The organism is Faecalibacterium sp. OF04-11AC (assembly GCF_003460645.1).
Lineage (GTDB): Bacteria > Bacillota > Clostridia > Oscillospirales > Ruminococcaceae > Faecalibacterium > Faecalibacterium prausnitzii_I.
On the sequence record NZ_QTVP01000006.1, the window covers coordinates 64,798 to 87,393 of the forward strand.

Sequence of the window (22,596 nt, forward strand, 5' to 3'; positions counted from 1 at the left end):
ATTTAAGGAGTGAAACTATGAAGAAACGCATTCTTGCGCTGCTGTTGGCGGTCTGCGTGGCCTGCTCCATGCTCATCCTGCCCGCCTCGGCCAGCGGCTCCAACACGGCAGTCCAGACAGCCGTTACGCTGGGCGGCCTGACCTCCGACCAGACGGCGAACCTGGCCGCACCGCTTACCCGCGGCGCGCTGACCAAACTGATGGTGGCGTTCTCCGCCTACCGGGAAAGCGCCAAGACCCAGGGCTCCACGGGTACCCTCTTTTCGGATGTGGGCAGCGGCTCCGCCAATGCGCCCTACGTCCGCATTGCGGTCCAGCAGGGCTGGATCAGCGGCTATACCGACGGCAGCTTCCGCCCGGACAACGCTGTCACGCTGGAAGAAGCCTGCACCGCGGTCCTCAAGCTGCTGGGCTATGACGTGACCACTCTCAGCGGTACGTTCCCGGCCGCACAGCTCAACAAGGCAAACGAGCTGGGCCTGCGGGACAACCTGACCAAGACCCAGGGCGAGGGGATGACGCTGGAAGACGGCGCTGTCCTGCTCTACAATGCCCTGACGGCCACCACCGCGGAGGGCAAAGTCTATGCCTCTTCGCTGGGCTTTACCGTGAACAACGGCGTGGTGGATGTCTCTTCCATCCTGCTCAGCAATGTCAAGGGCCCCTTTGTGGCGGGCCTGGGCACCCAGCTGCCCTTTGCACCCACGGCGGTCTACCGCAACGATACCGTGACCACGGACGCCACCCTCAACGCCTATGACGTTTACTACTACAACGAGACGGCCCGGACGGTATGGATCTACACCCGCAAGGCCGCAGGCCGCATCACGGCCGTGTCTCCCTCGGCCAATGCCCCCACTTCTGTTACCGTGGCAGGCACCGAGTACACCATCGCTTCCTCCTCTGTGGCGGCACAGCTCTCCGCTCTGAACGGCGGCGGCGTGGGCCAGGTGGTCACCCTGCTGCTGGGCATGAACGATGAAGCGGTTTCCGTTCTGACGGGCGACGCCGCCAACGAGGTGTTCTACGGCGTGGTCCAGACCACCAGCCGCAGCCTGGTGGAAAACAGCGGCCCGGATGTGCAGCAGACCGTGGCCGTTGCCTGCACCGATGGCGTGACCCGCAGCGTGAACGTGGACAAACAGTTCAACTATCCGGCAGGCAAGCTGGTGGCCATCACCGTGGATGAAAACGGTGAGAACATCCAGAGCCTTGAGACCAAATCCACCAGCGGCACCGTCAACGCCGAGGGCACCGCCCTGGACAATACGGCCCTGGCCAGTAACGTGGAAATTCTGGACACGACTTCGGAGGGTTTGGCTGGGGCAGTTCGCCCCAGCCGCCTATCGGGGGTCACTCTGAGCGGCACGGACGTCAAATATTATACCACCAATGAAAAAGGCGAGATCGACCGCCTCATCCTCAGCGACGTGACGGGCGATCTGTGGGAGTATGCGGCACTGGATGGCATCCAGGCAGCCACCGATTATGCGGGCAGCAAGATCGACGAGAAAATCAACGAGAAAGTTTCCTCTTCCTCTTCGACAAGCTCGTCTCTGGCAGGCATGACCACGACCACCGAGGATGACGACCAGAAAGCCAAGCAGACCGCGCTGGATGTGCGCAACATCATGCTGCCCAGCACCAGCGACGTGCTGTATGGTCTGGTGGATGGCAGCATCGTCAGCACCACCTGGAACCAGCTCACCGGCAGCACCGACCGGTTGGCTTCCTACGTGCTGAAAAAGGTGGGCGACAATGTAGGCGGCGTGGCAGGCAATATCATTGATTACTTTGCCTCCGGTGCCAACTATGTCTGCTATGTCAACGGCAAGCAGGTCACCTATACCACTTCGGTCAAGTACCCGGTCATCGCGGGCGGCGTGGCCATTGGCAAATCCGCCGACGGCAAAAAAGTCAACGCGATGGTCCAGCTTTCCCCGGTGGTGGTGGATAAGCTGGGCGCCGGCTGGGTCATGAAAGGTGATACCCGCTATGAGACCGCCGACGACATCCAGGTCTATCTGTGGAACCAGGGAACTTATTACAAAGTTTCTCTGGCCGACCTCAATACCCAGGATTACAAACTGATCGGCTGGTACGATAACCAGGGCCATTCCGCAGGCAATAAGATCCGCCTGCTGGTAGCCGTGCGCACCAACTAAAAGCGAAACAGAACCAAAGCCCCTGCGCAGGAGTTTCTCTTGCGCAGGGGCTTTTTGGCATTGGGTAGCTTGAGCGAGCGACAACCACCAGCTCCGCTGGTGGAATAAAAACGGCTTTGATGATGGGGCCGATGGTGATGGTCTCCAGCTTGGAGAAATCAGTCACCTCCTGATTTTTATTTTACCGGATCTGAAGGCGGGGTGCAAGGAGAGCCGAAAATCCGCATGACACGGATGGTTAGTAACGGCTAATGTGCAACAAGCACAAAAATAATTCTCTAACATTGGTAAGTAGTAGATTAAAAAATGGTGTTAAAGTATTGACAATTTGCTCCGCACGGCGCTATAATGCAGGTACAGTAATTGATTAACACTTTTAATCAATTAAAGATTTATTACCGGATGAGATTTGAAGCTTGATAAAAAACGACGAATCTCAAACAAAAAACGATTGCTTGCTTGAAGAACGAATTGATTAACACTTTTAACTAAAAGGAGAAAATGATTATGAAGTACTTCCTGGACAGCGCAAAACTCGATGAGATCAAGCTCGCTTACAACACCTTTGGCATTGACGGCGTTACCACCAACCCCCGCCACATCATGCTGAGCGGCAAGCCGTTCCTGACGGCCATTACCGACATCGCCAACTGGATCAAGGAAGAGGGCCTGGAGGGCTACGAGAAGTTCCCCGTCTCCGTGGAGATCAACCCCCATCTGGACGATACCGAAGAGATGATTGCTGCTGCTAAGAAAGTGGCTGCTATCTGCAGCAACTTCGTCATCAAGATCCCCTGCACCGAGGCTGGTGTGGCTGCTGCCCGCCGCCTGGAGAAAGAGGGCATCCGCACCAACGTGACGCTGGTGTTCAGCCCGGCACAGGCCATCTGGCCCGCAAAGAACGGCTCCCTCTTCGTTTCTCCGTTCCTGGGCTGGAAAGAGGCCAACGGCGAGGACTGCAAGCAGTACATCAAGGACATCGTGGACATCTACAAGAACTACGGCTTCTACGGCAAGACCCAGATCATCTGCGCTGCTATCCGCACCCCCAAGCAGATCGTGGACTGCGCTGTGGCAGGTGCTGATATCGTGACCACCGGCCTGGCAGTCTATCAGGACGCCATCAAGCACGCTTACACCCGCCAGGCATTGAGACCTTTATCAATGCATGGGACAACACCGTAACGGAGTAAGCAAAGCGCGAGCAGGAACAAGAAGGCAAGAAGGAGAAACGCTATGAAAATCGGCTTTATCGGTCTGGGCATCATGGGCGAGTCCATGTGCGAAAACATTGTCAAGAAGCATGACGACACCGTCTACTGCTTCGATTTCATCCCCGCAAAAGTGGAGCTGCTGGCCTCCAAGGGCGCGGTTCCCTGCAAAGACTCGGTGGAGCTGGCCGAGAAATCCGACGTCATCATCTCGATGGTCCCGAAGTCGGAGCACTCCATGAGCGTTTACAAGACCATCCTCCCCGTGCTGGGCGCAGGGAAGACCTGCATTGATATGTCCACCATTGACCCCAGCGTCTCGGTGGAGATCAGCAAGATGGTCAAGGCAACGGGCGCAGCCTTTATGGATGCTCCTGTGGTCAAGAGCAAGCCCGCCGCTATTGCCGGCAAGCTGGGCATCTACATGGGCGGCGACGAAGCTACCTGCGAGGCCATGCGCCCCATCCTCGCTTACATGGGCGAGAACATCATCCGGATGGGTGACAACGGCAAGGGCCTGGTCATGAAGATCTGCCACAATGCTCTGGTCACTCAGATCCAGAACGGCGTCAACGAGACCCTGTCCCTGGCACAGCTCAACGGAATCTCGGTGGAAGATTATGCAACGGCCATCTCCTACGGCGGCGGCCAGAACTTCTATCTGGACGGCCAGTGGCAGAAGCTGCGGGACGAGGACTACACCACCGCATTCTCTCTGGCCAATGCAGCCAAGGATGTTGGCATCTGCATGAACCTGGCCAAGGAGTGCGGCCTGGAGATGCCCGGCGAGGCAAACGTCAAGAAAGTTTACGACAAGGGCATGGAAGCCGGCATGGGCGGCGACGACTGGCGCTCGACCTTTAAGCTGGTCCGCGGCCACTGAGAAAAGAGGAACCGAAAAATGGAGATGTTAGAGCATCTGAACCAGGTCAACGATGTTCCGGTCACCAGTGTGCTGAGCCCGGAATTCGCCCCCTACGGCCGCGTGGTCACGGGATACGATTTCAGCGAGATGATCGCTTACATGGAGCAGAACACCCCCATCCCGGAGAACGGCAACGTCTATGTGGCCAGCGTCCCGGAGATGGAAGCCCTGGCGGTGAGCGCCGAAGTGCAGAAGAAATTCTACGGCGATATGCCCATTGAAGTGGGCTATTGCAACGGCCGCAACACCACCTGGAACGGCTTTGAGTATCACAAGGGCAGCGAGATCAATGTGGCTGTCACGGACTTTATGCTGATCCTGGGCCATGTGTGGCAGATCGAGGACAATACCTACCGCTTTGAGAACGCAAAAGTGTTCTTTGTGCCCAAGGGCACGGCGGTGGAAATGTACCAGACCACGCTGCACCTCTCGCCCTGCCGGGTCTGCGATGCAGGCTTCAAGGGCGTGGTCATCCTGCCCAAGGGCACCAACACCCCGCTGGAGGACAAGACCCCCAATGGCGACCCGGAGAGCAAGCTGCTGCTCCAGCGCAACAAGTGGGTCATTGCACACCCGGAGCGTGAGCCGCTCATCAGGCAGGGCGCTCACCCCGGTCTGCTGGGCGAAAACAAGGAGCTCCATTATTAACAGACAGGACGGCTGAGAAAGGGCAACCATGGAGATCATTTGCAAAGATCAGGTCTTTACCCTGAAAAACGGCAGCGATGTGCTGCTGCATACCGATGCAACCACTCCCATGATCTATGTCGGTTACGGCGAAGAGCGTGTGGATATGTACCGCGGCAACTTCAAGATCGAGGATCACCTCATTGAGCGCCGCCCCCTGACCCTGACCGCTGCCCGGGTGACCGAGCAGGGGACAGAGCTGGACCTGGAAGGTCAGCTCAAGCTGCTGGTCACTGAGAAAGACGGGGCCGTGACCCTGGCTGTGACCGAAAAGGCGGAAGGCATCAACCGCTTCTGGCTGCGGGTCGAAGCTGCCGAGGACGAACATGTTTACGGCTGCGGCGAGCAGATGAGCTATTTCGATCTGCGCGGGCGTCACTTCCCGCTGTGGTCCAGTGAGCCGGGTGTCGGCCGCGACAAGACGACCTATGTCACCTGGCGCAGCGACGTGGAAAACGGCGGCGCAGGCGGTGACTACTACAACACCAACTACCCGGAACCGACTTACGTTTCCAGCCGCCACTATTATCTCCACATGGATACCACGGCTTACGGCGATTTCGATTTCCGCAACCCGCATTACCATGAGCTGCAGTGCTGGAACGTTCCTGGCTTCATCCGCATCGAAGCAGCCCCCACCTTTGTGGAGCTGCTGGAGAAGCTGACCGCGTTCCTGGGCCGCCAGCCGGAGCTGCCGGATTGGGTCTACAACGGCCTGATCATCGGTGCCCAGGGCGGCAACGAGCGGAGCTTCGGCATCGTGGACAAGAGCCTGGAGCATGGCATCAAGGTCTCCGGTCTGTGGTGCCAGGACTGGTGCGGCAAGCGCGTGACCAGCTTCGGTAAGCGCCTGCAGTGGGACTGGCATTATCACAAGGAAATGTACCCCGACCTGCCCAAGCACATTGAAGAGCTGCACGCCCGGGGCATCAAGTTCCTGGGTTACGTTAACCCGTACCTCGTCAATGACGGCGAGCTGTACGCAGAGGGCAAAAAGCTTGGCGTCTTTGCCAAAAAGGCGGATGGTTCCGATTACCTGGTGGACTTTGGCGAGTTCTACTGCGGCGTGGTGGATTTCACCAATCCCGAGGCGTTCCGCTGGTTCAAGGATGAGGTCATCAAGAAATATACGCTGGATATCGGCATCGACGGCTGGATGGCAGACTTTGGCGAGTATCTGCCCACCGACGATCTGGTGCTGGCAAACGGCGTGAGCCCCATGATCGAGCACAACCATTGGCCGGCACTGTGGGCAAAATGCAACTACGAGGCCGTGAAAGAGAGCGGCAAGCTGGGCCAGGTGGTCTACTTCATGCGGGCAGGCGGCACGGGCAGCCAGAAATACTGCACCCTGCTGTGGGCCGGCGACCAGAGCGTGGACTTCAGCCGCCACGACGGCCTGTGCACCGTCATCTGCGCGGCGCTCAGTTCCGGTATGATCGGCTGCGGCCTCAACCATTGCGACATCGGCGGTTACACTTCGCTGTTTGACAACTGCCGCACCAAGGAGGTCTTCCTCCGCTGGGCTGAGATGGCAGCATTCATGCCCGTGATGCGCACCCACGAGGGCAACCGTCCGGACACCAACTTCCAGTATTACGACGATGACGACTGCATGAAGCAGCTGGCGCGGCTGGTGGATATCTACACTATGCTGGCTCCCTACACCAAAACGCTGGTGGCGGAGAACGCCGCCAAGGGCACTCCGGTCATGCGGCCTCTCTTCCTCCAGTATGAGGATGACCCCCGCAGCTATACTGAGCAGTTCGAGTACCTCTACGGTCCGGACCTGCTGGTGGCTCCGGTGTGGCAGAGCGGCAAGACCGAGTGGGAAGTCTACCTGCCCAGTGACGAGTGGACCAGCCTGTGGACGGGCGAGAGCCTGAGCAAAGGCACCCACACTGTCCCGGCAGAGATGGGTTACATCCCGGTGTTCTGCCGCAAGGGCTCCCAGTGGTCGGCACTGTTCGATTCCATCCGGGAAAAATACGGGAAGTAAGCTATGCTGAATCAGATCCTGTTTTACATCGTCATTCTGCTGACGAACATCATCCACGGCATCACGGGTTTTGCAGGAACCATCCTGGCCATGCCGCCAAGTTTGATGCTGGTGGGTTACGACATCGCAAAACCCATCCTGAATGTTCTGGCCATCTTCTCCGGTGTGTATGTTTTTGTGGGCAACTACAAAAAGATCGATTGGAAAGAGCTTGGCAAGATCGTGGTGGTGATGGCACTGGGCATCTTTGGTGCCGTGTTCATCAAAGGGCTGTTCGTCGGCAAAGAGCATCTGCTCTACAAGCTGCTGGGTCTGCTGGTCATCGGGCTTTCGGTACAGGGCTTTTACAAGCTCCTCCGCAAGCCGGAAGACAAGCCCCAGAACGCGGAAGAGCAGGGAAGCGGCAAAGCCAGCATTGGCACTTACGCACTGCTGGTGCTTGCAGGCATCATCCACGGGCTGTTCGTCAGCGGCGGCCCGCTGCTCACAGGTTACATGACCAAGCGCATCAAAGACAAGAGCGTGTTCCGCGCCACCATTTCCACAGTGTGGGTCTTCCTGAACACCCTCGTCCTGCTGGAGGACATCCAGGCAGGGCTGTGGGTCCCCTCCACGGTGAAAATGCTGGCCATCTCGGTGCCGTTCCTGCTGGCGGGTATGTTCATCGGCAGCAAGCTGGTGGCCCGCATGAGCCAGATGGTCTTTATGAAGCTGACGTACATTCTGTTGTTTATTTCGGGTCTGTCGCTTCTGGTGAAGTGATGGCTCCGTAAAAGCGCAAAAAACACCGAATACTCACCCAAAAGAAAAAGAGATTAAAGAAGGAGAACCCACTATGAAACGTCGTGAATTTCTGTCCATGAGCGCTGTTCTGGCTGCTGCTGGTCTGTTTGCAGGCTGCGCCGCTTCCAATGCAGGCAGCACCTCCACTGCTGCTTCCACCGCTGGTTCTGCTGCTGCTTCTGGTGCAGCTGAGGAGCCCAGCAACGGCGGCGAGACCATCAAGATCATCTGCCCCTACGGCGTCGGCGGCACCGCTGATATCGTGGCCCGCAAATATGGACAGGTGGCAAACCAGCTGCAGAAGAAGTACAACTTCATCGTTGAGAACATGACGGGCGGCGACGGTTTCGCAGCTGCTTCCTACTTTGCAGATGATGCTACTTCCGTTGCAAAAGAGCTGTTGGTCTTCGGTTACGGCGTCTGCTACCGCCATGACCTGGGCAAGGAGTTCGGCACTGAGGAAGTCGATTTCGACCGTCATGCAATGTATCCCATCGGCACCATCGATGACCGTACCTGGATCGTCTACACCACCCCCGACCAGACCCTGGCTTCCATCCTGGACAAGGCAAAGAACGGCGGCATCAAGATGTCCGGCGGCAACCCCCTGTCTGACTGCCACCTGTCCTGGGGCTCCCTGCTGGCCATGGAAGGCGGCAAGGTCCAGGTCGTGCCGTATGATGGCGGTGCAAACCAGAAGAAGGGCCTGACCGATGGTGAGGTCGATGTCTTCGTTGGCACCACCCAGGCTGCTAAGGACGAGGTCGAGGCTGGTACCCTGATCCCCATCCTGGCTATGAACGACCGTGCATTCGAGGGCTTTGTTACCCCGAACGGCCCCATCACCGTTCCCACCTGCGCAGGCGACTCCAAGGCTCCTGAGCTGAACCCGGACAACGATTACTCCTCCTGCATCCTGCCCGCAGGCGGTGTGCTGGCTGCTCACAAGGGCGCTGACCAGGCCTTTGTCGATGAGATGATCGAGATCACCAAGGATGTCTGGAATGAGCCCGACTTCAACGAGTGGATCGCTTCCATCCTGCTGAACCGCTTTGAGGTCTATGGCGATGAGGCTGAGGCATTCATCGACGAGGCCTGCGAGAAATCCATCAACGCTTATAAGAACCTGAGCGGTCAGGCCTGAGCGCTGAACTGAACCGGAAACAAGTACCGTATCGGTCACTTCCGCATGAACATTGTGCTGACGGGTTGCCGATGCAACCCGTCAGCATTTTTTGTTAGCAAAGAAACTTAGCAGAAAAATTAAAAGCCGTGCTTCTGCTCGCGGTATGAAGGGAGAACGAATTTCGATGAAGAAATTCAAGATCAAGACCAATCTGGTCTCGGGCATCATCATGGGTGTGATCGCACTGATCCTTATTCTTGTGATGCCCAGTCAGGTCCGTGTTCCGGCCTATGACTCCGGTGCACCCAGCCCCCGCATCATCCCCGGTATCTGCCTTGCCATCATGCTGGTATCCTCCATCGCCCTCATCATCCAGAGCCTGGTCCTCAAGCAGGAAAAGGTCGTGGAGTTTGACTGGGCAAAAGAAAAACCCGCCATCCTCCTCATTCTTGGCATGTGCGTTTACATCGGCCTGATGCTCTGCATCGGTTATGTGCTGGCATCCCTCATTGTTTTCCCGCTGGCGCTGTTCTATGTCGGCGAGCGCAAGCCCGGCCCCTACATCGTGGTTCTGGTGGCAGCATTTGCGATCTTCCTGCTGTTCAAGAACGTCTTTAACATTTCGCTGCCCGCTCTGGGCCTGTTAGGAGGGATCATCTGATGTCGGATTTTGCATTGATTTCTCAGGCTATCCCGCAGGTGTTTACTCTGTATAACATGCTGCTCATCTTCGGCGGCCTGATCCTGGGTATGGTCATCGGCTGTGTCCCTGGCCTGAGCGTTACCCTGGGCATCATCCTGATGCTGCCCCTGACCTATACGTTTGATGATCCGGCTTCCGCCATCATTCTGCTGCTGGCCGTTTACGTCGGCGGTATGTACGGCGGTTCCATTTCGGCCATCACCCTGAACACCCCGGGCACCAACTCCGCCATCGCCACCACGTTCGATGGCTACCCCCTGGCGAAAAAGGGCAAGGTCAAAAAAGCTCTGGACACCTCGCTGTTTGCTTCGGTGTTCGGCGGCCTGTTCTCTGCAGTCCTGCTGCTGCTCTGCGCCTCCCTCATCACCAAGCTGGTGGCAAACTTCACCTCCGTGGAGTACTTCTCCCTGGGTATTATGGGCATCAGCCTGATCGCCGGTGTTTCCGGCAGCAGCCTGCCCAAGAGCCTTATCTCCGGTATGATCGGCCTGCTGATGGCCTGCATCGGTATGGACGCAGTCACGGGCGTCACCCGTTTCTCCTTTGGTTCTGCTACCCTGAAGTACGGCATTGATATGCTGCCCGCCATGATCGCCCTCATCGCTCTGACCCAGGTGGTCCAGAAGCTGCGTGATTTCAAGGTTTCCGGCGGTAAGCTGGACGACGCCCGCAAGATCGACAAGCAGGGCATCACCAAGAAAGAAATGATCAGCATCCTGCCCGCCTGCCTGCGCTCTTCTGCCATCGCCAGCGTGCTGGGCGCAATGCCCGGTGTCGGCGGCGGCGTGGCACAGTTCCTCTGCTACAACGAAGTCCGCCGTACTTCCAAGCACCCCGAAGAGTTCGGCAAGGGCTGCCTGGAAGGCATCGCTGCTGCTGAGTCTTCCAACAACGCTGTCGTTGGTTCTGCAATGATCCCCCTGCTGACGCTGGGTATCCCCGGTGACGGCGTCACCGCTCTGTTGCTGGGCGCATTCGTCCTGCACGGCATCCAGCCCGGCCCCACCATGTTCACCAAACAGGGCGTCATGGCTTACACCATCATCATCGGCTGCCTGGTGGCCAATGTCCTGCTGGCTCCTCTGGGCCTGGGCATGACCCGCATTGTTGCGAAGATCGTCCAGGTGCGTTACACCTATCTGGCTCCCGTCATCATCATGTTCTGCTTTGCAGGTGCATTTGCTGCCACGGGCAACACCAAGGAGCTCATCATCTGCGCAGGCATCCTGATCTTCAGCTACATCCTCACCGTGCTGGATATCGATAACACCCCGCTGCTGCTGGGCATGATCCTGGAAGACATCATGGAGCAGAACTTCGTCACCGCTTCCATGAGCTACGACCGCAACTACAGCATTTTCATCACCCGCCCCATCTCCTGCGTCATCCTCATCGTCACCGTGGTGCTGCTGGTGTCCATGATCCGCGTCAACCGCCGTATTGCAAAGCTGAATGCAAAGCAGGAAGCTGAAATGGCTGCTGAGCACGCAAAGATGGAGAACGCATAATTTCACAGACAAAACCATCCTAAGACATTTTCTCTCTCCTTCCATTGGCGGGGCCGGGTGTGCCCGGTCCCGCATTTTTTGGAGAGAAAGCAAAATAAACCGGAACAATAAAAAGAGAGCGAAATTACACTGCAGAGACCTGCAGAAAAAGGAGTAATTATTATGGGTTTTCAAGTTGCTTATGTCCCCATTGGCGTCGGTACGTTCCATCTGGAGAGCGCACAGGATCAGTTTGAAAAGTCGGTTGCTATGCTCAAGGGCCTGAATGCGGACTGCACCGTGCCCGAGAAGATGCTGCTGACCATCGGGGACCTGGATGCTTACCTCGATACCCTGAACCCGGACCTCATCGTGCTGCAGAACATCACCTTTGCCAACGCTGCTTACGCCAGCGAGGTGCTCAAGCGCTTTGCCTGCCCCATCGTCCTGTGGACTCTGCGGGAGCCTGTCATTGACGGCACCCGCCTGCGTCTGAACAGCCTGACGGGCGCTTACTCCGCCGGCAACGCCATCACGGCATTCCGCGGCGAGGGCAAGTTTGAGTACATCTTCGGTGCTCCCGGTGAGGACGAAGTGGTCAAGGAAGTGGGCGCTGCCATCCGCGCCGCCAAGGTCAAGTATGACCTGCGCCGTCTGAAGATGATCTCCATCGGCCACACTCCTCAGGCTTCGGCTTTGGCCGCGCACTGGATGCCGAGATGATGAGCACCTTTGGCACCACGCTGGATTCCATCGAGGCCCGTGAGCTCATCAACAAGGCTAAGGCTACACCGAGGAGGAGCTGGCTGACGAGCTGGCCGAGGCCCGCAAGACCATCGTCGGGCTGGAGACGATCCCCGAGAACAACGTGGTCAACTTTGCCCGCCTCTATAAGGCTTATAAGAGCTATGTGGGCGAGAACCACATCGGCGCCCTGTGCTCCCGCTGCTGGCCGGACTTCTTCACCGAGTTCGGCACCCCGGTGTGCAGCGTGCTCTCCCTGCTGAATGCAAACGGCGTTTCCGCCAGCTGCGAGTCCGATGCTTACGGCGCACTGTCCATGTTCATTGGCAGCGACCTGACCAGCCGCTCCTGCTTCTTTGGTGACCCTGTCTCCATGAACGAGAAAGATGGCACCATCACGTTCTGGCACTGCGGCATGGCAGCCTGCGACCTGGCCCGCAAGGACACTGGTGCACAGGTGGGCGTCCACCCCAACCGGAAGATCGGCCCCGTCATGGACTTTGGCTGCGAGGCCTGCGAGCATGTCACCATCTTCCGCGTCGGCCGCAAGCCGGACGGCAGCTTCCGCTTCTTCATCGCGGAGGGCTCCGCACTGGACAAGCCCAAGCAGTTCAACGGCACCTCCGTGGTGGTCAAGACCGTGGAAAGCGCCAAGGATGTCGTCTATGGCACCGTCAAGGGCGGCTGGGAGCCCCACTTTGTGGTGGTGTACGGCCAGGTGGCCAACGAGCTGGAGAAGCTGGGCAACATGTTGGGCGTGGAAGTCTGCAAATTCTGAAATCCTAAAACAGCAAACAATCGCCTTGAAATAAGCGATTTTCTCTTGCTACTACGAAAAACACGGAGTATACTTGATTTAAGTAAATTTAAGTAACTGAGAATGCTTGATTTAAGTAAATTTAAGGAACCGAGAATGCTTGCCAGATGTACAGGGAAAGAGGTGTGGAGATGGCATACAGCGGCCTGAACCTCGGAAACGTCAAAAACCAGAACCGCAGCTCCATTTTAAAGCTGCTGAACGACCACGGCCCCATGCCGCGCAAGGATCTTTCGGCCCGGCTGGGCCTGACCCCGGCCAGCCTGACTACCCTGTGCGGAGAGCTGCTGGCCCAGAACATTCTGTTTGAGCTGGGCGAGGTACAGCAGGAGGATAAACGCGCCGGGCGGCGCAAGATCCTGCTGGGCATCAATTACGCCTACCGCCATGTCCTCTCCATCAGCATCGAGACCCCCGCCACCAGTGTCACCCTGTGTGACCTGCGGGGAGAGCACTGCATCACCCGCCGCATCCCCACGGATACCAGCGTGGAGCCGGAGCTGTTTTTAAAGCGGGTGGCCAATGTGGGCAAAGCCCTGCTCTGGGAAAACAGCGTCGGCAGGGAAGAGCTGCTGGGGGCGGGCGTCTCGGTGCCCGGCCCGGTGGACCGGGAAAAGGGCGTCAGCACCCACGCTTACCGCGTCTGGGATCAGCCCGTGCAGGTAACTGCCCCGCTGGCTGAGGCACTGGAGTGTACCGTACTGCTGGAAAACAACGTCAAGGCCTTTGCCCAGGCCGAGCTGACTTATGGCCTGGGGCGGACGGAGGAAAACCTGCTGCTGCTCAAATGGGGCCCCGGCGTGGGCTCCGCCATCATTGCGCAGGGCCGTATCTATGAGAGCCGGATGTACAAATCGGCGGAGATCGGCCATGTGCGGGTGGAAAAGAACGGCAAGCTCTGCCGCTGCGGGCGGCACGGCTGCCTGGAAACGCGGGTAGCCAGCCACCCCATTGCCCGCCATCTGCGGCAGGTGTGCAGCCCGGAAACGACCCCGCTGCTGTGGGCTGCCGTGGGCGGCAGGCCCGAGAACATTACCGTGCACAATCTGGACACCCTCGCCGCGCTGGACGAACCGGCCATGTGGGAGGCGCTGGATGCGGACATTGAGGTGCTGGCCGATGTGGTGGGCAGCTGCCTGACCATGCTCACGCCGGATCATCTGATCCTGTACGGGTACATGTTCAAGCTGCCGCACTTCCGGGAAAAATTCCTCGCCGCCTGCAAGCGGTACGACCCCGCCTACGACGAAAATTATATCCGTGTCTCAGAACTGGCTGAAAAGCTGGAATACATCGGGCCGCTGGCGGTTGTGACCAACGAGCTGTTTTATCAGGGCTGAAAATTTTATCAGGCAAACAGGCAAAAGCGTGCTGTGGAGCAAGAGAGCGCAAGGGCTTTGCAAAGTTCTGGGCGGCGCTTGCCCCACAGCTTTTATTTTTACCAGAAAAGGAGAGTTTCCCCATGTCATACATCATGGCACTGGATGCAGGAACCACTTCCAACCGCTGCATCCTGTTCAATGAAAAAGGCGAGATGTGCAGTGTGGCACAAAAGGAGTTTACCCAGTATTTCCCCAAACCGGGCTGGGTGGAGCACGACGCCAATGAGATCTGGACCACCCAGCTGGGCGTGGCACTTTCGGCTATGAACCAGGTGGGAGCCAGCGCGGCGGACATTGCGGCCATCGGCATCACCAACCAGCGCGAGACCACCATCGTGTGGGACCGTGACACCGGCGAGCCCATTTACCACGCCATCGTCTGGCAGTGCCGCCGCACCAGCGCCTACTGCGACGAGCTCAAGGCCAAAGGCCTGACGGAGAAATTCCGCCAGAAGACCGGCCTTGTCATTGACGCCTATTTCTCCGCCACCAAGCTGAAATGGATTCTGGACAACGTGCCCGGCGCGCGGGAAAAGGCCGAGGCGGGCCAGCTGCTGTTTGGCACCGTGGAGACCTGGCTCATCTGGAAGCTGACCTGTGGCAAGATCCATGTCACGGATTATTCCAACGCCAGCCGCACCATGATGTTCAACATCCACACCCTGCAGTGGGACGATGAGATTCTGGAAGAGCTTGATATCCCCAAATGTATGCTGCCGGACCCCATGCCCTCCAGCTGCTTTTATGAGTGGGCCGACCCCATGCACTTTGGCGACGGCATCAAAATCGCGGGCGCGGCAGGCGACCAGCAGGCGGCGCTCTTCGGCCAGACCTGCTTTACTCCGGGTGAAGCGAAAAATACCTTCGGCACCGGCGGTTTTATGCTGATGAACACGGGTGAGACCCCGGTCTTCTCTAATAACGGGCTGGTCACCACCATTGCCTGGGGCCTGGACGGCAAAGTACATTACGCGCTGGAGGGCTCCATTTTCGTGGCCGGTGCCGCCATCCAGTGGCTGCGGGACGAGCTCAAGCTGCTGGAAGAAGCCCGGGACTCCGAGTATATGGCCGGTAAGGTCAAGGACACCAACGGCTGCTATGTGGTCCCGGCGTTCACGGGCCTGGGCGCGCCCCACTGGGACCAGTACGCCCGCGGCACCATTGTGGGCCTGACCCGCGGCTGCAACAAGTATCACATCATCCGGGCCACGCTGGACAGCCTGTGCTATCAGGTCAACGATGTCCTCCACGCCATGGAGGCGGATTCCGGCATCCAGATGAAAGCCCTGAAAGTGGACGGCGGTGCTTCCGCCAACAACTACCTGATGCAGACCATGGCCGACCTGAGCAATGTGCCGGTGCAGCGCCCCTCCTGCGTGGAGACTACGGCATTGGGTGCCGCCTATCTGGCAGGCCTGGCGGTGGGGTACTGGAAATCCACCGACGATGTGTTGCAGAACTGGTCGGTGGACCGCACCTTTACGCCCAACATCACCCCGGAGGAGCGCAAAAAGCGGGTCAAGGGCTGGAACAAGGCCGTCCGCTGCGCCTACCACTGGGCCAAAGACGAAGAGGACGAGTGACATGGACCGTGCAGAAGACGGACGCCTCCGGTTTTTCTCGGAGCTGTCGGAGCACCAGATCTCAGCCGATGAGTTTTTCAACGTGGTCCTGCTGGACTCGCTGGCCCGGAATTTCGGGCTGCAAAATGTGCTCATCTCCTACTTTGATCCGCAGGGCAATTTCCTCTCCTGGACCCACCGCAACGGGGTGCTGGCCGATTGCGAGGAGCACCCTTACCGCCGCTGCCAGCCGGCCGACGTGGTGCGCCAGACGCTGTACCGGGAGGCCGTGCAGGACAAACTGACCTACAACAACGTCACGCCCCGGCTCTACCACTCCACCAAACTCATCCCGCCGGAGGATTATGAGCAGAGCAGCTATGTGCGTTTTCTCGAAGAAAATTTCGGGGCCCGCTACAGCGTGACCATGGCCTTTGGCATCAACGCGTATATTCAGGTGGCGTTTTTCAAGAGCCGGGAAGAGGGCGATTTCACGCCCGAGGAGCTGAGCCAGCTGGAACAGATTTACGTTTACATCGCCAACGATTACAAAAACTTCAAGAAATACGAGCAGGCCAAGATCATCTCCAACATCCAGAGCGAGATCATCCTCTCGGGGGAAAAAGCCTATCTCGTTACGGATGATTTCATGCACATCATGAGCTGCAACCACGCGGCAAAGGTCTGCCTGGATGATATCCTGGGCGGGACTGCCGATGGGTTGGATGGAAGCAGGCCCTGCAGCTGGCTCCCGTTTTTGCTGGGCAGTGAGCTGGGCCACGCCGAAAACCGGGTGCAGACCCGGGTCATCCGGGATTATATTTTCAAAATTTACACCTACGACCAGCGCTATTCCAACGGCATTGTGGACCGCTACCACTGGATCACCATTGCCCGGGCGGAGCAGCCTGCGGCAGCTGGCAAAAACAGCGAGGCCCTGCCCGCGGCACCGGCCAGCCCCTGACCAAAGCGGAGCTGCGGGTGGCCCGCCTGCTGGCCAAGGGCCTGACCTATCAGGCGGTGGCGGATAAGCTGGTGGTGAGCTACCACACCGTGAAGAAACATGTGCAGAATATCTACCTCAAGTGCGGGGTGAACTCCCGGTTCCAGCTCTACCGCTGGATGGAGCAGAACGAACCGAAAAAGTGACTCCCGAGACAGAAAAGAATATCTCCCGTAAAATGCTGGGTGGAGCGCCGGAAACGGCTGCTCTGCCCGGCATTTTTTGTGCCGTAAAAATAGGGAATGTTCCCTATATAAAATCAGCCTGTTGTCCACTGTTTCTTAGAGGCGGCATCTGTTAGAATCAAGCCAGAAACGATCAGAGAAATGAACTGGGAAAGGAGGCGGACAATGTGACGGAAACGGGCATCGTGTTCAACGTCCAGCGTTTTACCATTCACGACGGCCCCGGGATGCGGACGGAGTTCTTTTTAAAGGGCTGCCCGCTGCGGTGCCAGTGGTGCTCCAACCCCGAAAGCTGGGCCCCGCAGCCCCAGGTTGGGGTTTACCGGACCAAATGCATCGGCCGCAAAGTCTGCGGCGGCTGTGAGGACAGCTGCCCGGAGGGAGACATCTTCCGCTTTACGGCGGGCAAGCTGGCGGGCATTGACCGGACAAAATGCACGGACTGCCTGGCCTGCTACGAGGAATGCCCCTCCGACGCGCTCAAGCAGTGGGGCAGGCAGATGACGGTGGAGGAGTGCATGGAACTCATCCGCCGGGATCAAGGCTACTACGAGCGCTCGGGCGGCGGCGTGACCGTCTCGGGCGGGGACCCGCTGGTCCAGAGCGATTTTGTGGAGGCCCTCTTCCGCGCCTGCAAGGCGGAGGGCTACCACACCTGCTGCGAGTCCACGTTCTGTGCCAGCTGGTCGGAGGTGGAAAAGGTTCTGCCCTATACCGACCTCATCATCTCGGACCTCAAGCTGATGGATTCTGCCCTTCACCGCCAGTATACCGGGGTGGGCAACGAGCTCATTCTGCAAAACCTCCGCCGCCTGGCACAGGAGGGGCGGGAGCTCATCCTCCGCATCCCGGTCATCCCGGGGGTCAACGATGGGCGGCAGAACATCGAGGCCAGCGCGGATTTTATCCTCAGACAGCTGGGCGGGCAGGTGCGAACCTGCAGCTTTTGAGTTTTATGCGGCTGGGCGAGGAAAAATACAAATCACTGGGGATCCCGTACCAGATGGAAGCCGTGCGCCTGCAGCGCCGGGCGTTCCAGCGGCGGGTAGAAGAAATTGCAAGGTATTTCAACAGCCGGGGCATCCACTGCCTCGTGGGCACCAAAGAAAAAGAAGAGAGTCAACCGGAATAAATCATCACACCAAGGAGGAACATCCATGGCAACTGTCCACACCACCGCACGCGGCACCGAGCCGTACGATAAAGTTTACTGCCTGGCTATCAGGTCCACCACGAGGATTGGTCGCCCTACCCCCGCATCAACAAACTGCGCCAGACTTTTCTGGACCGTGGTTATGATGTGGATGTAGAGCGCCTGCGCCTCGTCACCGAGAGCTATCAGCGGCACGAGCACCTGCCCGAAAAGCTCAAAGTGGCCTATGCCTTTGAGAATGTGCTGCTGCACTGCGGCATTGAAATTTACGACGATGACCTCATTGTGGGCGAGATCGCTTCGCCCGTCAAATCCGCGCCCATCTACCCGGAGTTTTCTGTCAACTGGATCCTGGACGAGGTGCAGAACCACCCCTTTGAGGAGCGGGAGCATGACCAGTTCTATATCCGCAACGAGAAAGAAAAGCAGGAGATTTTAGACCTGTGCAGCTGGTGGAAAGGCCGCACGCTGGATGATTACATCAACGTCCGGCTGGACGATGACCAGCTCAAGGGCTCCGAGGCGGGCAAGAAGATCTACCAGACCAACCTCTATCACTATGCGGGTACCGGCCACCTGGCCGTGGATTACGCCCGCCTGATGCGGCTGGGCTTTGACGGACTGTTGGAGCAGGCCAAACAGAAGCTGGCCGCGCTGGATATGCACGACCCCGAGTTCTGCACCAAGCGGGAATTCTATCAGGCGGTCATCATCATGCACAGCGCCGTGAAGAAGTACATCGAGCGCTACGCCGTTCTGGCAGAGGAAATGGCCGCCAAGGAGCCGGATGCCAAACGGAAAGCAGAGCTGGAGCAGATCGCCGTCAACTGCCATGCCGTGGCAGGCGGCACGCCCAAGACATTTTGGCAGGCGCTGCAGCTGTTCAACTTTGCCACCATGCTCATCTGCGTGGAGTCCAACGGCCACTCCATCTCCTATGGCCGGATGGACCAGTGGCTTTACCCCTACTACGAAGCCGACAAGAGCATCTCCAAAGACTTTGCGCTGGAGTTACTGGAAGTGGAGTACGTCAAGCTCAACAACCCCACCAAGCTCAAAGACCGGGGCAGCATGGCCCTGCGCAACGGCCGTGGCTTCGGCGGCGAGAGCCTGACCATCGGCGGCGTGAAGCGGGACGGCACCGACGCTACCAACGATCTGACCATGCTGATGCTGGAAGCCTCCGCCCACACCCGGATGATGAACCCCTGGGTCTGCGTCCGGATGCATGAGGGCACCCCCGAAGAGCTGCGCGTCAAAGCCGTGGAGTGCATCCGGGCGGGCTATGGCCACCCGAAGATCTTCAACGATGGCCCTGCCATCAAGGGTATGATGCGCAAGGGGATGACGCTGGAAGAAGCCCGGGATTACTGCGTGGTGGGCTGCGTGGAGATCAGCCTGCCCGGCAAGGAGTATGGCTGGCACGATGCCGCCTATGTCAACACCGCCAAGATGATGGAGATGGTGCTCAACGGCGGCCGCTGCATCGACTGCGGCCCCCACTGCCCCCGCTGGAGCCAGTGCGGCGCGCTGGGCAAGCATCTTGGCCCCGACACGGGCAGCCTGGACCGCTACGCCAGCTTTGAGGAAGTCAAACAGAGCGTGGACACCCAGTTTGAGTACTGGACCAACCAGATGTGCTCCAGCCTCTGCGTCATCGAGAATGCCCACCGTGCCCTCAAACCGCTGCCCTATGTCTCAGCTCTGTTTGAGGACTGCATGGAGTCTGGCCACGACCTGACCGAGGGCGGTGCCAAGTACAACGGCATCGGCCCCCAGGCCAGCGGCATGGCCACCTGTGCGGACTCCTTGGCCGCCATCAAGCAGCTGGTCTTTGACGAGAAACGCTGCACGGGTGCCGAGCTGCTGGAAGCCGTCAAGCACAACTGGAAAGGCTACGAAAAGCTCTATGCCCTGGTCAACAGCTCCAAGGTCCACCACTACGGCAACGATGATGACTATGCCGATGAGCTGTTCAAGTTCATGTTTGAGACGTACTGCAAGCACATTGCAGGCCGCAAGACGCCGCGCGGCGGCATCTTCAGCCCCGGTGTCTACTCCGTCAACGCCAATGTCGCTATGGGCCTGAACACCAATGCCTCGGTGGACGGCCGCAAGGCAGGGGAGGCCATCTCCGATAATATGGGCCCGGTCCACACGGATTTTGGCTCCCACGATATCAACGGCCCCACGGCCATTGTCAACTCGCTGACCAAAGTGGACCACAGTCTCGCCACCAATGGCACCCTGATGAACCTCCGCTTCCCCCAGGAAGCTGTGGCTGGCATTGAGGGCCGGGACAATCTGGCAAGCTTCATCGAGGAGTACATCCACAAGGGCGCCATGCACGTCCAGTTCAACATCATGAGCGCCGCCACCATGCGGGCCGCCCAGAAAAAGCCCGAGGATTACAAGGACATGCTGGTCCGCGTGGCCGGTTACAGCGCCTACTTTGTGGAGCTGGGCAAGCCCCTGCAGAAAGACCTGATCCAGAGAACCGAACTCCATTTTTAACGGGTAACGATAGAAAGGAAGAGCAGCCATGAAAGACTTCAACTTCAAAATTCCGCAGAACATCCAGTTTGGCATGGGCAGCCTGAAAAAGCTGCCGGAGATCCTGGCCGAGAACCACTCTGACAACATCCTGCTGGTGTCGGACCGCGGGCTGGAAAAGATCGGTGTCGTCAAAAAAGTACAGGATATCATTGAGGCGGCCGGACTCAAGTGCACCAGTTATCTGGACGTGGTGCCCAACCCCACCGTGGCTGTGGTCAATGAGGCAACAGCCCTGTACAAGGAGTGTGGTGCTACCAGCATCGTGGCCCTGGGCGGCGGCAGTTCCATGGATGTGGGCAAGGCCGTGGGCGTGCTGGTCAACTACGGCGGCAAGATCACCGATTACGAGGGCAACCACAAGGTGCCCGGTCCCATCGTGCCCATGATCGCCATTCCCACCACGGCAGGTACCGGCAGTGAGGTGACCGCCTCTGCCGTTATCACGGACACGGAGCGCAACTACAAGCTCTCGGTCTTCAGCTATGAGATCCTGCCCAAGTACGCCGTGCTGGACCCGGAGCTCATCATGACGGCCCCGGCTTCCATCGCCGCTTCCTGCGGTGTGGATGCCTCATCCACGCCATGGAGGCTTATGTTTCCCGCAACGCCACCCCGTTTTCCGATGCCATGGCGGAAAAGGCCATGGAGCTCATTGGCGGCAACCTGCGCCGCTTTGTGGCAAACCGTCAGGACGAAGAGGCCGCCTGTGCCATGATGCTGGGCTCCAACTTTGCGGGCATCTCCTTTGCCTGGGCTCGTCTGGGCAATGTCCACGCCATGAGTCACCCGGTGAGCGCCTACTTCAACGTGCCCCACGGTGTGGCAAACTCCATCCTGCTGCCCAATGTGGTGGAGTACAACGCTCTGGCCGACCATGGCCGCTATGAGGTCATCTACAACTACATCCGGGAGGGCAATGGCCCCATCGAAAACTTTACCCCGGATATGCTGGTGGAGGAGCTGCGCCATCTGAACGAACAACTGGGCATCCCGGCTACCCTGTCGGAAGTGGGCGTGACGGCGGATAAGATCCCCGCCATGGCCGAGGACGCCATGAAGAGCGGCAACATTCCCGCCAACCCCCGCCAGAGCACGGTGAAGGACATCATCAAGCTGTACGAGAAGACCATGTAAAAGGAGGCGTTTCCCATGCAGGCAGTGCTTCGGAACGAATTCTTTACCCTGACGGTGGACACCCTTGGCGCGGAAGCTGTCAGCCTGAAAAACGCAGCCGGGGAGGAAGTGCTCTGGCAGGCTGACCCGGAGGTCTGGCCCCGTCACGCGCCCATCCTCTTCCCCTGGACGGGGGAACTGCCCCAGAGCTCCTACTCTCACAAGGGCAAAACCTATCATGTGGTCAAGCAGGGCTTTGCCCGGGATGTGGAGCACACATTGGTGCGGGTGGATGAGCACGAGATCGTCCTGGAACTGCGGTCCAGCCCGGAGTTGAAAGAAACGTGGTTCCCGTTTGAGTTTGTTCTGACCAGCATGTTCCGGCTGGAGGGCAAGACCATCCACCATACCCTGACCGTGGAAAACCCTGGGCAGGAGGAACTGCGCTTTGGCATCGGCTTCCACCCGGCATTCAACATCCCATTTGACGATTGCCATACCACAGAGGACTATGAATTTCGGTTCGACCAGCCGGAGAGCCCCGTTATCATCGATGCGCGGCCCCATGGTCTGCTCAGCGGGCGGTGCTATTACAAGTGGAAGAACACGGAAAAGATCCAGCTGACAGATGAGTTGTTCTCCAACGACAGCTTCTGCATGGCGGGTCTGCGCACCAAAACGCTGGGGATCTATGAAAAAGATACCGGGCGGCACATCGTCTGCAATGTGGAGGGCTTCCCGTACAAACTGATCTGGAGTGCCCTGGCAAAGCCCGTCCGCTTTGTCTGCATTGAACCGTGGCACTCCCTGCCCAGTGCAGAAAACGATCCCCAGGAGTGGAACGAGCGGGCAGCAGCCGTCTGCCTGGCACCCGGCAAGCGTTGGAGCACCACCCTTTCTACAACTGTGGAGCGATAAAGTTCCGACACAAGAAAACCCCGGACAGCAAGCGTTTGCCTGTTGTCCGGGGTTTTGCGCGTATCAGGAAAAGCGGT

Annotated in this window: 19 protein-coding genes and 1 pseudogene; all 20 read left to right on the forward strand. The window is 58.4% G+C overall.

Annotated features, from left to right (window positions below; all coding sequences use genetic code 11):
* Positions 1 to 17: 17 nt before the first annotated feature.
* The 20 genes and pseudogenes from DXA70_RS04695 (at position 18) to DXA70_RS04775 (ending at position 22,519) form a co-directional block, all read left to right on the forward strand.
* Entirely contained in the window at positions 18 to 2,165 is a 2,148-nt protein-coding gene (locus DXA70_RS04695) for an S-layer homology domain-containing protein (RefSeq protein WP_128117745.1), read from the forward strand.
* Positions 2,166 to 2,672: 507 nt separating this feature from the next.
* The gene (locus DXA70_RS04700; protein WP_243001090.1) at positions 2,673 to 3,350 is read left to right on the forward strand and encodes a transaldolase family protein; all 678 of its coding nucleotides are present in this window, start codon (positions 2,673 to 2,675) and stop codon (positions 3,348 to 3,350) included.
* Between the two features lie 51 nt (positions 3,351 to 3,401).
* The gene (locus DXA70_RS04705) at positions 3,402 to 4,259 is read left to right on the forward strand and encodes an NAD(P)-dependent oxidoreductase (protein ID WP_128117746.1); all 858 of its coding nucleotides are present in this window, start codon (positions 3,402 to 3,404) and stop codon (positions 4,257 to 4,259) included.
* Between the two features lie 18 nt (positions 4,260 to 4,277).
* Positions 4,278 to 4,949, forward strand: a complete 672-nt coding sequence (locus DXA70_RS04710) for a DUF4867 family protein (protein ID WP_128117747.1) — start codon at positions 4,278 to 4,280, stop codon at positions 4,947 to 4,949.
* A gap of 28 nt (positions 4,950 to 4,977) precedes the next feature.
* A complete protein-coding gene (locus tag DXA70_RS04715) occupies positions 4,978 to 6,987 on the forward strand; it encodes an alpha-glucosidase (protein ID WP_128117748.1) in 2,010 nt (669 codons plus the stop codon).
* 3 nt (positions 6,988 to 6,990) lie between these two features.
* On the forward strand, positions 6,991 to 7,749 hold the full coding sequence (locus tag DXA70_RS04720) for a sulfite exporter TauE/SafE family protein (protein WP_128117749.1): 759 nt from the start codon (positions 6,991 to 6,993) through the stop codon (positions 7,747 to 7,749).
* Between the two features lie 73 nt (positions 7,750 to 7,822).
* The gene (locus DXA70_RS04725) at positions 7,823 to 8,914 is read left to right on the forward strand and encodes a substrate-binding domain-containing protein (RefSeq protein ID WP_128117750.1); all 1,092 of its coding nucleotides are present in this window, start codon (positions 7,823 to 7,825) and stop codon (positions 8,912 to 8,914) included.
* A 166-nt stretch (positions 8,915 to 9,080) separates the two neighbouring features.
* Positions 9,081 to 9,557, forward strand: a complete 477-nt coding sequence (locus tag DXA70_RS04730; RefSeq protein ID WP_128117751.1) for a tripartite tricarboxylate transporter TctB family protein — start codon at positions 9,081 to 9,083, stop codon at positions 9,555 to 9,557.
* A complete protein-coding gene (locus tag DXA70_RS04735; RefSeq protein WP_128117752.1) occupies positions 9,557 to 11,107 on the forward strand; it encodes a tripartite tricarboxylate transporter permease in 1,551 nt (516 codons plus the stop codon). Before DXA70_RS04730 ends, DXA70_RS04735 begins: the two co-directional genes overlap by 1 nt.
* A gap of 162 nt (positions 11,108 to 11,269) precedes the next feature.
* Positions 11,270 to 11,809, forward strand: coding sequence for a hypothetical protein (locus DXA70_RS15290; RefSeq protein WP_347553485.1), 540 nt, complete (start codon positions 11,270 to 11,272; stop codon positions 11,807 to 11,809).
* Positions 11,810 to 11,954: 145 nt separating this feature from the next.
* The gene (locus DXA70_RS15295; protein WP_347553486.1) at positions 11,955 to 12,608 is read left to right on the forward strand and encodes a hypothetical protein; all 654 of its coding nucleotides are present in this window, start codon (positions 11,955 to 11,957) and stop codon (positions 12,606 to 12,608) included.
* A 170-nt stretch (positions 12,609 to 12,778) separates the two neighbouring features.
* Complete coding sequence (locus DXA70_RS04745) at positions 12,779 to 13,987, forward strand: ROK family transcriptional regulator (protein WP_128117753.1); 1,209 nt, start codon at positions 12,779 to 12,781, stop codon at positions 13,985 to 13,987.
* A 122-nt stretch (positions 13,988 to 14,109) separates the two neighbouring features.
* Positions 14,110 to 15,612, forward strand: a complete 1,503-nt coding sequence (glpK, locus tag DXA70_RS04750; protein WP_128117754.1) for a glycerol kinase GlpK — start codon at positions 14,110 to 14,112, stop codon at positions 15,610 to 15,612.
* A 1-nt stretch (position 15,613) separates the two neighbouring features.
* Positions 15,614 to 16,555 (forward strand): helix-turn-helix transcriptional regulator, encoded by a 942-nt coding sequence (locus DXA70_RS04755; RefSeq protein ID WP_243001092.1) that lies wholly within the window; start codon positions 15,614 to 15,616, stop codon positions 16,553 to 16,555.
* Positions 16,556 to 16,572: 17 nt separating this feature from the next.
* Positions 16,573 to 16,740 (forward strand): helix-turn-helix transcriptional regulator, encoded by a 168-nt coding sequence (locus DXA70_RS14145; RefSeq protein WP_243001093.1) that lies wholly within the window; start codon positions 16,573 to 16,575, stop codon positions 16,738 to 16,740.
* Positions 16,741 to 16,946: 206 nt separating this feature from the next.
* Positions 16,947 to 17,729: a glycyl-radical enzyme activating protein gene (locus DXA70_RS04760; RefSeq protein ID WP_243001095.1), complete on the forward strand. Its 783-nt coding sequence runs from the start codon at positions 16,947 to 16,949 to the stop codon at positions 17,727 to 17,729.
* On the forward strand, positions 17,726 to 17,911 hold the full coding sequence (locus DXA70_RS14150) for a hypothetical protein (protein WP_243001097.1): 186 nt from the start codon (positions 17,726 to 17,728) through the stop codon (positions 17,909 to 17,911). The genes DXA70_RS04760 and DXA70_RS14150 overlap by 4 nt, the downstream gene beginning before the upstream one ends.
* Positions 17,912 to 18,079: 168 nt before the next feature.
* Positions 18,080 to 20,446, forward strand: coding sequence for a formate C-acetyltransferase/glycerol dehydratase family glycyl radical enzyme (locus tag DXA70_RS04765; RefSeq protein ID WP_243001099.1), 2,367 nt, complete (start codon positions 18,080 to 18,082; stop codon positions 20,444 to 20,446).
* A 73-nt stretch (positions 20,447 to 20,519) separates the two neighbouring features.
* Positions 20,520 to 21,622: pseudogene (locus tag DXA70_RS04770) on the forward strand (iron-containing alcohol dehydrogenase).
* A gap of 15 nt (positions 21,623 to 21,637) precedes the next feature.
* Positions 21,638 to 22,519 (forward strand): aldose 1-epimerase family protein, encoded by an 882-nt coding sequence (locus DXA70_RS04775; RefSeq protein WP_128117755.1) that lies wholly within the window; start codon positions 21,638 to 21,640, stop codon positions 22,517 to 22,519.
* Positions 22,520 to 22,596: the final 77 nt, after the last annotated feature.

Bases quoted from the DNA above. Each gene is read 5' to 3' on its own strand.
- DXA70_RS04720 (WP_128117749.1), top strand. From the start codon at position 6,991: ATGCTGAATCAGATCCTGTTTTACATCGTCATTCTGCTGACGAACATC.
- DXA70_RS04715 (WP_128117748.1), top strand. From the start codon at position 4,978: ATGGAGATCATTTGCAAAGATCAGGTCTTTACCCTGAAAAACGGCAGC.
- DXA70_RS04755 (WP_243001092.1), top strand. From the start codon at position 15,614: ATGGACCGTGCAGAAGACGGACGCCTCCGGTTTTTCTCGGAGCTGTCG.
- DXA70_RS04745 (WP_128117753.1), top strand. From the start codon at position 12,779: ATGGCATACAGCGGCCTGAACCTCGGAAACGTCAAAAACCAGAACCGC.
- glpK (WP_128117754.1), top strand. From the start codon at position 14,110: ATGTCATACATCATGGCACTGGATGCAGGAACCACTTCCAACCGCTGC.
- DXA70_RS04730 (WP_128117751.1), top strand. From the start codon at position 9,081: ATGAAGAAATTCAAGATCAAGACCAATCTGGTCTCGGGCATCATCATG.
- DXA70_RS04775 (WP_128117755.1), top strand. From the start codon at position 21,638: ATGCAGGCAGTGCTTCGGAACGAATTCTTTACCCTGACGGTGGACACC.
- DXA70_RS15290 (WP_347553485.1), top strand. From the start codon at position 11,270: ATGGGTTTTCAAGTTGCTTATGTCCCCATTGGCGTCGGTACGTTCCAT.
- DXA70_RS04695 (WP_128117745.1), top strand. From the start codon at position 18: ATGAAGAAACGCATTCTTGCGCTGCTGTTGGCGGTCTGCGTGGCCTGC.
- DXA70_RS04705 (WP_128117746.1), top strand. From the start codon at position 3,402: ATGAAAATCGGCTTTATCGGTCTGGGCATCATGGGCGAGTCCATGTGC.
- DXA70_RS04725 (WP_128117750.1), top strand. From the start codon at position 7,823: ATGAAACGTCGTGAATTTCTGTCCATGAGCGCTGTTCTGGCTGCTGCT.
- DXA70_RS04710 (WP_128117747.1), top strand. From the start codon at position 4,278: ATGGAGATGTTAGAGCATCTGAACCAGGTCAACGATGTTCCGGTCACC.
- DXA70_RS04700 (WP_243001090.1), top strand. From the start codon at position 2,673: ATGAAGTACTTCCTGGACAGCGCAAAACTCGATGAGATCAAGCTCGCT.
- DXA70_RS04735 (WP_128117752.1), top strand. From the start codon at position 9,557: ATGTCGGATTTTGCATTGATTTCTCAGGCTATCCCGCAGGTGTTTACT.